General features: G+C 67.9%; 9 protein-coding genes and 2 pseudogenes. 7 read left to right on the top strand and 4 right to left on the bottom strand.

Annotated features, from left to right (window positions below):
- From BM414_RS26400 to BM414_RS26395, 3 genes and pseudogenes are all read left to right on the top strand, one after another.
- A partial coding sequence (locus tag BM414_RS26400) for an integrase core domain-containing protein (protein WP_139246061.1) occupies window positions 1-331 on the top strand: 331 nt, incomplete at its 5' end.
- A 17-nt stretch (window positions 332-348) separates the two neighbouring features.
- Window positions 349-519 (top strand): annotated as a pseudogene (locus BM414_RS28810) (IS701 family transposase); the annotation flags it as partial.
- A gap of 972 nt (window positions 520-1,491) precedes the next feature.
- A complete protein-coding gene (locus BM414_RS26395; protein ID WP_245785012.1) occupies window positions 1,492-2,547 on the top strand; it encodes a hypothetical protein in 1,056 nt (351 codons plus the stop codon).
- A gap of 352 nt (window positions 2,548-2,899) precedes the next feature.
- Here the strand turns inward: BM414_RS26395 and BM414_RS26390 are convergent, their stop codons facing one another.
- The 4 genes from BM414_RS26390 to BM414_RS30425 all read right to left on the bottom strand — a co-directional run bounded on the left by BM414_RS26390 (window position 2,900) and on the right by BM414_RS30425 (window position 6,302).
- The gene (locus BM414_RS26390; RefSeq protein ID WP_217644945.1) at window positions 2,900-4,135 is read right to left on the bottom strand and encodes a Dyp-type peroxidase; all 1,236 of its coding nucleotides are present in this window, start codon (window positions 4,133-4,135) and stop codon (window positions 2,900-2,902) included.
- Window positions 4,136-4,138: 3 nt separating this feature from the next.
- Window positions 4,139-5,389 carry a hypothetical protein gene (locus BM414_RS26385; protein ID WP_093584563.1) on the bottom strand — a complete coding sequence of 417 codons (1,251 nt, stop codon included), beginning with the start codon at window positions 5,387-5,389 and terminating at the stop codon, window positions 4,139-4,141.
- 647 nt (window positions 5,390-6,036) lie between these two features.
- A complete protein-coding gene (locus BM414_RS31555) occupies window positions 6,037-6,168 on the bottom strand; it encodes an SRPBCC family protein (RefSeq protein ID WP_281246794.1) in 132 nt (43 codons plus the stop codon).
- Window positions 6,165-6,302, bottom strand: coding sequence for an SRPBCC family protein (locus BM414_RS30425; protein WP_217644944.1), 138 nt, complete (start codon window positions 6,300-6,302; stop codon window positions 6,165-6,167). Before BM414_RS30425 ends, BM414_RS31555 begins: the two co-directional genes overlap by 4 nt.
- Before the next feature lie 491 nt (window positions 6,303-6,793).
- Between BM414_RS30425 and BM414_RS26375 the strand changes: the two genes are divergently transcribed.
- The 4 genes and pseudogenes from BM414_RS26375 (at window position 6,794) to BM414_RS26360 (ending at window position 10,806) form a co-directional block, all read left to right on the top strand.
- Window positions 6,794-6,982 carry a hypothetical protein gene (locus BM414_RS26375; RefSeq protein ID WP_093584560.1) on the top strand — a complete coding sequence of 63 codons (189 nt, stop codon included), beginning with the start codon at window positions 6,794-6,796 and terminating at the stop codon, window positions 6,980-6,982.
- A 1,080-nt stretch (window positions 6,983-8,062) separates the two neighbouring features.
- A pseudogene (locus BM414_RS31165) lies at window positions 8,063-8,565 on the top strand (transposase).
- Window positions 8,566-8,607: 42 nt separating this feature from the next.
- A complete protein-coding gene (locus BM414_RS29795) occupies window positions 8,608-8,748 on the top strand; it encodes a hypothetical protein (protein ID WP_175551831.1) in 141 nt (46 codons plus the stop codon).
- 516 nt (window positions 8,749-9,264) lie between these two features.
- Window positions 9,265-10,806: a peroxidase family protein gene (locus tag BM414_RS26360; protein ID WP_175551830.1), complete on the top strand. Its 1,542-nt coding sequence runs from the start codon at window positions 9,265-9,267 to the stop codon at window positions 10,804-10,806.
- Window positions 10,807-10,816: the final 10 nt, after the last annotated feature.

Raw genomic sequence — 10,816 nt, 5'->3', positions numbered from 1 at the left:
CCGCGGCGTGCAGTACCTGGCCATCCGCTACACCGAACGCCTCGACGCCGCCGGCGCCCTGCGCTCGGTGGGCAGCAAGGGCGACTCCTACGACAACGCCGCCGCCGAATCCCTCATCGGCCTCTACAAGACCGAACTCATCCGCCGCCGCGGCCCCTGGCGCGGCCTCGACGACGTCGAACTGGCCACCCTGGAGTACGTCGACTGGTTCAACCACCGACGGCTGCACGGCGCCTGCGGCGACATCCCACCGGTCGAGTTCGAGGACAGCTACTACCGTTCGATCGCCGGCCTCACCGAGGACTCCTCAGCAGAACCGAGCCTCCACTGAACCAGGGGCGGTTCAGTTTCCAGGCGGCCAAGAACGAGGCCGGGCTGGCCTCCTACCAGGTGCGGGACTACACCGCCTGGTATCGGCACATCACCCTGGCAATGCTCGCCCACGCCTATCTGAGTGCCACCCGCGCCAGCGCGGAAAAGGGGGGTCTGCAGCCGCAACCGAGCAGCTCATCGCGCTGACCGTGCCCGAGCTCCGCCGCCTGCTCAACACCCTCATCCATACACCGCGGCCCGACCTCGACCACACCGCCGACTGGTCCTGGTGGCGCCGACGACGCCAGGCCCAGGCCCGCGCCGCCCACTACCGAGCCCGCGGACAGGCACCGCCATAACTGCCGTTGCAGTACTAGGTCCGGCAAGCGAGACGGAAAGGCGTACGTGAGGAACCAGCGGCTGAACGCCTCTCAAGAGAGCCACCAGCTCCAACCTGGCGGATCTGGGCTGGATTGCAGCGCGCACCCGAGCGGCATGGCCATGAGCGTGGCCGGTCGGGGAACTCCCGGGCTGGGTGATGCCGCCGGTCGGGAGGCCACGGTGTGTCCCGCCCCGGGTCTGATGGAGGCTCGGAACTGACGCGGCGACCATGGTCACCGGCCCGGCCTCGCTCGAGTTCAGTCAGACGCGATGGATCACTTCCCTGGGATCGATCGCTACCAAGCTGTGGCCCCGTGTCTGGCCGGGGTCGGGTCCGATGACCCTGTCAGGCGGTCGGGCGCCCGGAGGACTGTCGCGTCATCGCAGCGTGACCCCGGGAGGAACGGTCATGACACGGATGGGACAACGAGCGGTCGTCGTCGGCGCGAGCATGAGCGGGCTCCTGGCCGCACGGGTGCTCACCGAGTCCTTCGACCGGGTCACGGTGGTGGAGCGGGACGATCCCCCCAGCAAGGTCGCCCCGCGGCGTGGCGTCCCCCAGGGGCGGCATCCCCACGGTCTGCTGGCCCGCGGCCGTGAGGTCCTCGAAGAGCTCTTCCCCGGCCTCACGCAAGATCTGGTAGGGCACGGCGCCGCCACCGGCGACATGCAGCGCGACGTCCGCTGGTACAACGACGGGCACCTGCTGTGCCAGTCCCCGATCGGGATGCAGGGCGTCGCCATGAGCCGGCCGCTGTTGGAGGACAGGGTGCGAGCCCGCGTCCTCGCCCTTCCCGGGTGGAGCTCGTCGCGCCGGCCCAGCTCGCCGACCTGGTCGCGGCGGACGGGCGGGTCTCGGGGGTACGGGTGCGTCGCGGGGGCCCAACGGCCGGAAGCACAGTGGATGACCTCCCGGCCGATCTTGTGGTGGATGCGACCGGGCGCGGATCGCACACCCCGTCCTGGCTCGAGTCGCACGGCTTCGACCGGCCGAAAGAGTCCCGGATCGATGTGGACCTCCGTTACACCACCTGGATCCTCCCCCGCTACGACGACGACCTCGACGGCGATCGGGGTTGCCTCGTGGGAGCCACCGTCGCCCGACCCCGGTTCGGCGCCGCCCTGGCCATCGAGGGAGAACGTTGGATGATCGCCGCTGGCGGGTACCACGAAGACATCGCGCCTGCGGACCTCGCCGGCTTTCGGACCTTCGCGGCCGGCCTGCCCGCACCGGAGATCGCCCAGCTCATGGTCAGCCGGGAACCGGTCGACGGTCCGCGCGCCTACCACTTCGTCAGCAGTACGCGACGGCACTACGAGCGGCTGACCCAGTTCCCCGACGGCCTGCTCGTCACCGGTGACGCGTTGAGTAGCTTCAACCCCGTCTACGGCCAGGGCATCACGGTGGCGGCGCTGGAAGCGCTCGTCCTCCGCGATCTCCTCACCAAGCCGACCAGCGACCTCGCCCGGCAGTTCTTCCGCCGCGCCGCTCGCCTGATCGACGTGCCCTGGGACATCGCAGCAGGCAGCGACCTGCGAATTCAATCTGTTCCCGGTCCCCGGCCCGTGCGGGTACGCCTGATCAATGCCTACATGGCCCGGGTTCAGGCTGCTGCGGCGGTCGCCCCCGACGTGGGCGCAGCGTTTCTGCGGGTGGCGAACCTGATCGACCCGCCGCAGTCGCTCCTGGGACCCCGGCTGGGGGCACAGGTGCTCATGGCGCGGCGGCGCGCCGCCCCGGTGGGTCCGCCGGCCGCCGATCGACGAGCACCCCTGATGGAGGTGCCGCGGCCGCGCGACCTGCCGTTCGGCGACTCCGTCGACGCCGACCCTCCTCTGAGGGGTCAGGCCTGACCTCAGCGGCCGAGCCCCAACTGGCGTGACCGGGGTCGGGGAATGCGGCCCGAGCCGGCGCTCACCAGCCCGACGTCGCCGAGGACGCCCAGTCTCTCGATCGCGATGCTGCCCGTGCTCGAGACCTTGACCGACCCAGCGCGCGGGTCCTGGTGCTGCTCGAAGCGCTCCAGCAGCTGACCTGCAGAGTCGATGGACGAGCCCGCAAGCTCGTGGCGTCATGTCGTCACTCACGCGTCCCGGGCACGTCACCTGACGACATCGGTCCTGGACGAAGCGCATCGTCCCTGTTCAGAGAGCATGCGTGCGTTACGACCGGCCACCGGTGACCGACTCGGCGGTGCATCGAGGCTCAGGCGAAGATCCTCGCGCCGGGAAAGGTTTCCTCGGCGACGAGAGGAGGCACTAGGTAGATTCCCGCCGCCCGCACGGTGAGCAGGCGGTCCATCCCGGGCGGCTGGCGATCCCGTTCCCCGCCGAAGTTGACGTCGCCGAGCCAGTCCTGCTGCCGCAGGACCCTGATGAGCCGCTCAGGCGTGTCCTGGAAGCTCACGAAGTTCAGGCCGGCCCGGAAACCGGGCGCGACCGGTGAGGGCTCAAAGAATTCGTAGCCCTGCCGGAAGATGCGCAGAGAGTTCGGCCGTGCGGCGTCCTCGAACCTGTTCTGGTTGGCTCGGTGGACATGGCTCACTTGCACCAGCGGGTCGTCGACCACCTCAGGTTCGCGGAACTTCTCGTTGCCCGCCTCGATGACTTGCGTGGTGCCGGCGACCGGGCACCGGGGGTCGGGCCGCGGATCGCCCTCGGAAGTGCGGCCGACGATCGGCGAACCGGTGAGCTTGTCCCTGCCCACCAGCAGTTCCTGCTCCTCACGAGTCAGGCCGCGCCAGCGGGGCAGGTCGACGACGAGGCGGAGGAACGCCAGATAGGTGCCCGCGATGATCCAGTCGTCGCCGGCCGCGGTCTCGCCGTCGATCTCGATCACGCGGGAGCGCTGGTCGCTGCGCAGATTGGAGATGCCGTCGTGAAAGTCGATCCAGCTGCGACCGTCGGCCCGCTGGAAGCCGGTGAAAACGGCGCTGATGGCCAGTGGGGCGACGCCGAGGGCGGAACCGGCGCGGTCATGCAGCACCTTCCACGTCTCGACGGCCGGCCGGTGGACTCCAAGTGCGGTGTCCGCGGTGAACTGCACGCACACCTCCTCGGTCGCCGGATTCTGCTTGATGTCCGGGGCGTAGTGCAGCCCCCGGCCGCTGAGCAACGGCCCGCCACCGGAGGGGCTGGCGGACCGGAAGCGGAGCTCGGGGGCGAAGGTCTTGGGTAGGGTGCGTCGGGCGCCGGCCAGGTCGAAGACCTTGGGGCCGTATCCGATCAATACCTGCAGGCCCCCGGAGGCGATGGGTTGGCCGGGGAGGTCGCGAACCGTCCCGCGCGTGAGATCGCGGTACATCGCCCACAGCTCGGCGAGTAGCTCGCCCACCTCTTCGGCATCGGTGTCGGGATCGGCACGCAGGAACATCAGGGTGCAGTGACCCGGCGGGCTCGCTCCAGGGCTGTGGAAGATGCCCTCCTGCAAGGTGCCCGCCACGACTCACCGGTCCCGGGCCATCGTGCGCGGAGCAACCCGGGTGGCTCCGTGCTGCTCCTCGAACCGCGTCTGGAGATTCTTGACCGACTCGCAGGCCCTAGCCTCGTTGCAGCGGATCGGCTCGTCGCTCCCTTGGAGGACGACGCGTTCATCGTCGGCCACCGGGGACTCCGGCCCCAGCGTCACGAATGGCCCGACCTCAAGCTGGCGGACTACCTGGTATCCGCCCCGCACCCGCTTTTCGACGTCCCCGAGGGTGACGGTGACGTCGTCGAGGAAGTGCGGATCGTCGTCGCCGGGCCCGAACTCAAGCCGCTGGAACCTGTCCGGCTCACCCCGGCTGAAGCGGACCCACTCGTCGGGGACCGGCGCACCGTCGAGGGTGAACAGCTCGGCCGTGAAGCTCTTCAGGTACATGCCCAGGGGGTTGGTGAAGGCGACCGTCCGGCCGGCCACCGCGGCGCCGGCGGCGGCCATCGCCGCGGCGGGATCGGCGTGCCGGCAGGCGAGATGCTCCACGTCGAAGGCGCGGAAGATCTCCTCGCGACTGGCCGGCTGGAACCCGTCCGGCGTCTGGCGCGCGTACGGCCGGGCGCCGAACATCACGATGTAGAGCAGGTCGTCCAGGCCGTTGATGGGATGGGTTATAAACAGGGCGTTGGCCGTGTTCAGAGTCCCCATCGGCTGCGCCGGCACTCCGGCCTCGGCGAGTTCCGGATCCCCTCCGTTGCCCGCCACGTGCGTCGCGAAGGCAACCGTGCGTTGCCGGGGGTCGAGCGCTTCGGGATCGCTCACGCCGGGGCCGTAGAGCTCCTGCCAGGTCGGCCGGACGCCCAGCACCTCCTCGACCAGTTCCCGGACGGTCGGTGGCGACCAGGTGGCCAGCATCAGCCAGTACTCGGCCAGCTCGGTGGTGACCTGCACCCGCTTCGGTCGCACGACCCCATTCGCGTCCGCAGCCATCTGCACGGCGTACTCGCAGTATTCGTTGTGGAGCTCGTGCCGGCCCCGCACGCCCCAATCCGACAGTTGCTCGGCAGCCTCAGGGTCGAGGCAGAAGCCCGGTTCGGCGGGGTCACCGAACCAGCCGACCTGCACCGTGGTCGCATCGGCTCCTGTATCGGGCTCCAGGCTGAAGAACCGACTGCCCAAGGCCGGCTCGTGCGCGGCGTGGGCGGCCTCGATGAGGCCGTTCCATCGGCCGACCAGGTCGTCGGGGAGGTGGTCGGCCCGGCCCGGCGGGTCGTACGGCATGGCTCGTCTCTCCTGTCGTCCAGCAGACGGGGGTCGATCGCTCTCGCGTCAACGAGGTGCGGGGCGCCGTCCCTGATCAGTCGACGCGCCGGACGGCGGTACGCCTCGGGAAGGACGGTCAAGTCGAACCGGCGCCTCGGTAACAAGCTCACTCTGCCGAGTGCCTCGTCAATGCTTCGTCACCGCACCGTCACGGGCTCACTGGCGCCGGTGTAGCGGCTGTGAGGCGGCACCGACAGCCCCGGGCAGTCGTGATGGGTGATCGAGAAGCCCTTGACGGGCGGGCTGTGCGAGCGGGTCACTCGGCATTCCGAGCTCGGCGTTGATCACAGCCCACTTATTGCGATGGCGAGGCGACTGGGAGACCGACCAGCGCATGCTGCGCATCGCCGAACGCCGCTGCAGCAGCGCGGGCTGCTACGAGGCACCCGGCCCCCCAGGTGCGTGGAGACGGGAGGTGGTAGCACTGTCGACCAGGCGTCGGCCTGCAGCTTCCGGTCGCCGAGGGGGCGCGAGGTGTCTTCGCCGGCGAGGACGCATTCCGGCACGGACCGCCAGCGACACAAGATGGGGGCGGAGCCGCTGGCGTTCCCCCGCCAGCCAGTCGTCACCGGCGACGACGAGCCGGTAGTCGCGCCCGGAGAATTCTAAGGCCCGCTCGTCGGCGGCCAGCGCCGCCAGCCAGTGCCGAGTTCCTCGAGCAGGTGCCGAGCGGTGGTGCGGACGCCCGGGCCGGTGGCCACCCAGACGAACGAGCGGCTCGGCTCGAGCTCGGTCACCACATATTCGGTCGGGGGATCCGAGGCTGCTCCACGCGGACCCGCGACCCGACGGCGAGCGGCCCGTCGTCGAGGCGGCGCACCGAGGTCACCGTCGGCGCCCACTCCGGCCACCGCTCGACGTCGCGCAGCACCTCCCAGACCTGATTGACCGGGCCTCGAAGTCGATCCTCGTGCTCTGCTCCACTGGGCCATCCTGCTCCTGGTCGCTACTGGCAACGCCCAAGATCATGTGCCACACACCTCATGCATCCCGGGCGTCAGTACTCGTGGTGACGAGTTACTGAAGGCTCATCTGCACCGTCGTAGGCATGGGAAGCAGCGGGAGCCCCGAGTATCGAGCTCGACAGCGGGAGCGCGATCGGCAACGGCGGGAACAGGAGTCCCGGCGGCGGGCGGAAGAGACGCCGGCCGGCGTCACCCCGTCGAGGGCGCCCATGCCGATGTGACCGGTCCCGAGCGACGGGCCGCGGCGCGGACCTGCGCGTGGTGCGGTGGATCGATCACCCCGAAGAGCCGTGGACCGATCCCCAAGTGGTGTTCGGCCAGCTGCCGCCACCGAGCCTGGGAGCAGATGCGCGCCGCCGCGTCGGACCGACCACCGGTTCAGGTCGTCCAAAGACTCGTGCAGGTCCGCGTCCCCCTCGCCCCGACGCGGCGGGACTGGCCGCAGCTGCTCGCCGAGCTCACGGGCCAACTCGGCGACGGGCGCGTCTACGACCGCGACCTCCCCGGCCTCGCCCGGGCGCTGGAGCCCATGCTGCAGGCCTATCGGCGGCGCGCGCGCCTGACCGGAGCCCCTGACGTGCGCTGAGCCTCAATCTGCAGCACTTCTCCAGTAGCTGCAGGCGGATCGTCAAGTGACGGTTGGCTGCGAGAGCGAGCGGTCGGCGTTCCCGCCACGCAGGACTGGGGATTGCTCGACGGCCCGCGGTGGGACGAGGAACGGTCGGCGCTCAGCGGGCTCTTCAGCTTTTCGGACGCGGACGCCAGCAACAAGCGCAGGTGGGCAGCGGGATGAAGACGTCGGCGAGTGTGGCGCCAGGCCCCGGGGGAACTTGAATGGGTTCTTTGTAGCCGCCTTCCCGTTGGACTCAACCACGCCCACGAGCGAGCACTGACTCTGCTGGAGCGGCACTGAAGAAGCGACCCAGGATCACTGGCGCAGAAGGCGGCACCTACGCACCCGACCGAGGCCACAGCGACTGCGGTTGCATGGGCGCCACCGTCATACCAGCGCGCTGCTGAAGAGCAACTGGAGCCGTGCCACTCAGGCTCCCGTCATGAGACCTGCGGTCCGATCATCGCCGGCGGCGCTCCCACCGGACCAACGGGCTTCATCCGGACTTGATGACCGATGACCCGGTCAATGCAGCCGCGCGCCGTCGCAAGGGAACGGCAGCACGAGCGGTCAGCCCTGGCTCGAACCGGGGAGCATCTCGGCGGAGACGAGGAGCTCGATAGCCGGGCTGGCGTCGCCCTAGTCAGCCGCGACCGGTCCGCCGACGACCCGGGACTCTCAGTAGTCTGGCGCGCTGCCGCGGACGCCCGGCGCGGGAAGCAGCTTCAGGATTACATCCGCCAGATTGTGCACGCGGCGCCGCCTCTGACCGCCGAGCAGCGCGACAAGCTAGCCCTACTGCTCCGCGAATCCCGCGGCTGACCGACCTACACCGCAACCGCCTCGACCGCACCAAAGTGGTCGCTGGTCGCCGCCATCACCACCCGGGTCACCGCCCGGCCGGCTGATGTTCGGGTCCAGCTGGAGAAGCTGGTCGAGTCCCTGGGGATCACCCGGCTATCGAAGTGGAAGGTCAGCGAGATGGCCCCGTGAGCTGGACGGCCAGGTGCGGAGTTCCGCCACCGCCCGTTGGACGCCGGGCCCTACACGTTCGTGGCCGCCGACGCCCTGGTGCTAAAGGTGCGCGAGGGCGGGCGGGTGGTGAATGTGCACGCCCTGGTCGCCACCGGCGTGAACGCCGACGGGCACCCGGAGATCCTCGGTTTGCAGGTCACTCCCGCCGAGGACGGCGCCGGCTGGGCCTCTTCGGCGCACCTGAGCGCCTGCGGCCTGACCAGAGCTCAGTTGGTCACCAGCGACGCACACCGCGGTCTGGTCGAGGCGATCGGGCCACCCTGCCCGGCGCGGCCTGGCGGAGGCGTCGCATGCACTACGCGGCCAACCTCATGGCGGCCTGCCCGAAGAACGCCTGGACCTGGGTGGCGGACGCTGCACTCGGTCTACGTGCAAGCCCGACGCCGCCTCGGTGCACGCCCAGTTCAACCACGTCCTGGCCGCCTTGGGCCGACCAGCTGCCGAAGGTGGCCGCCCACCTCGAGCAGGCGCGGACCGACGTACTGGCGGTCACCGCCGTCCCCAAGGAGGTGTGGCGCTAGATCTGGTCGGACCGCGACGCGCTGGTCCGCCTGGTCGATGCCGTGCTGGCCGAGCAGCACGACGAGTGGACCGAAGGCCGCCGCTATCTGGGCCTCAACGTCCTCGCCCGCTGCCGGCTGCGGTCGGTCGACGACACCGACGAGACCACCGAAGAGATGACCATTCCGGCGCTCAGTGCCTGACCACACCGAAGATCACGCGGTAGCCGCCAAACACCACGCTCAGGGACTTGACCTGAGACAGTTCCGCGTCCCAGCTCTGCGCACCCGACTGCTCCTTCACTACATCCTTCCCAGACGTTGACACGTTGGTGACGGCACGGTGACGCCCCACAGTCATCCTGCGTACACGGGAAGTCAGCAATTCTGACTCAACTGCGGGGAGGGGACAATGCTCCGTCGGCCTCGCTTTGAGGGGCTTGGCCTGCTCGGTGTTGCCGCCCAGCACAACCAGCCTGCGCCAGGAGCTTCGCAGACGGTGGGCGGCTCCTTCAACGTCACTGAACACTAATGGGAAATCAGGGTGACAACATGTTGACTTACGCGTTGTCGCAGGGCCCGCTTATGCATGTTTTGGGAGCACTCAGGCTGCTTCCGTTCGTTCCACGGATAGTCACCGAGTTCGCGGTCCACGGGCTGGCGAACGCCACGGGCGCCCGGCCGCGACCATTCTCTTTAGCGAGTGATTACACCAGTTGGGTGAGCTTGACCGACCGGACATTCAGCGGCCGGCACCTGCAGGCGACAGATCCGACCGTGGTGCCGACCGAGGAACAGGTCCGAGAGCTCTTCCGGCGGCCCCCATCTGGCGAGAAGGTGTCCACTGACACGAGCGTCCTCTTCATGCTTTTTGCGCAGTGGTTCACGGACAGCTTCCTGAGAACAGAGAGAAGTGACTGGCGCAAGAACACCTCCACGCAAGAGATCGACTTCTGCCAGATCTACGGATTGACCGAGGCGCAGACCCGGTTGCTGCGCAAGGGAAAGGGCGGCCTGCTGAAGTCGCAACAGATTCGGGACGAAGAGTACCCGCCCTACCTGTTCCGGCGCACCGCGGACGGGGAGTACAAGATCAAGGCGGAGTTCACGAACCTTCACAACGAACAGTTCCTCACCCAGATCCTCCTGAAGGGCGTCCCCGACCAGCAGAAGGACGTGTTCTTCGCCGTCGGCCTAGAGCACGGCAACTCGACCGTCGGCAGCACCGCCCTAGATGTCCTCTTCCTGCGAGAGCACAACCGGATTGCTGCACTCCTCGCCGAGCAGTACCGGCAGGGCAGGTTGGAGGACTGGCCTCCGATGTCCGAGGCTGAATTGGATGAACGCCTATTTCAGACGACCCGAAATACGATGATTGTGCTCCTGATAAAATTGGTCGTCGAAGAATACATCCGGCACATAACGCCGTTCGACTTACCGATCAAGTTCGTCCCGAAGATCGCGGAGGGCAGACGATGGAATAGGTCGAACCGGGTTGCCATCGAATTCAACCTACTATACCGGTGGCACTCCCTCGTGCCCGAGAAGGTAATGACCGACGAGGGGGAGTTCGACGCCAAGGAGTTCCTCAGGGACAATAATCAATTGGTGCTTTCGAAGGGCATCGGGTGGTTGATGGATCAGGCCTCCCGGTCGCGCGCCGCCAAGGTCGGCCTCCTCAACACCCCCACCTTCCTCATCGACAAAGACCCCGATCTCGGCTATCCGGGGATTGAAGAACGCACCATCGCATTGATGCGTAAGGCTCGGCTGCAGCCGTTCAATGCATATCGACGACAGTTCAATCTCCCCACGTTGAAGAGCTTTGACGCCCTCACCTCCGATCCTGTCGTTAAGAAGCGACTGAGGGACCTCTACGACAACGACATCGACAAGGTCGAGTGGTATGTCGGCATCTTTGCAGAGGATTACCCTGACAACCATCTATTCGGGAGCCTCATGACTACAATGGTGGGGCACGACGCCTTCACGCAAGCGCTGACCAACCCGCTCCTTGCCGACGACGTTTACACCGAAAAGACTTTCACCGGAGTAGGTCTAGCCATCATCGAGGAGACGGCTAGCCTGCGACAGATCCTCGCGCGTAATACTAAGCTTCCGGCCGACGCTGCAGTGAGCTTCAAGTACACACCACGCCGACGTGGCGGAACTGCAGTGCCTTCCAAGGGTAGGCGAAGCGAAACGACTGGTAGTCTGCAGGCGACATCGGCCGACACGAGGCCACTGTCGGATGCGCGGTGATGTCTAGTGC

This window comes from Geodermatophilus amargosae, from assembly GCF_900116515.1.
Taxonomy (GTDB): Bacteria; Actinomycetota; Actinomycetes; order Mycobacteriales; family Geodermatophilaceae; genus Geodermatophilus; species Geodermatophilus amargosae.
The sequence above is the reverse complement of the archived record's forward strand: the minus strand, read 5'-3'. Positions and strand labels throughout refer to the sequence as shown.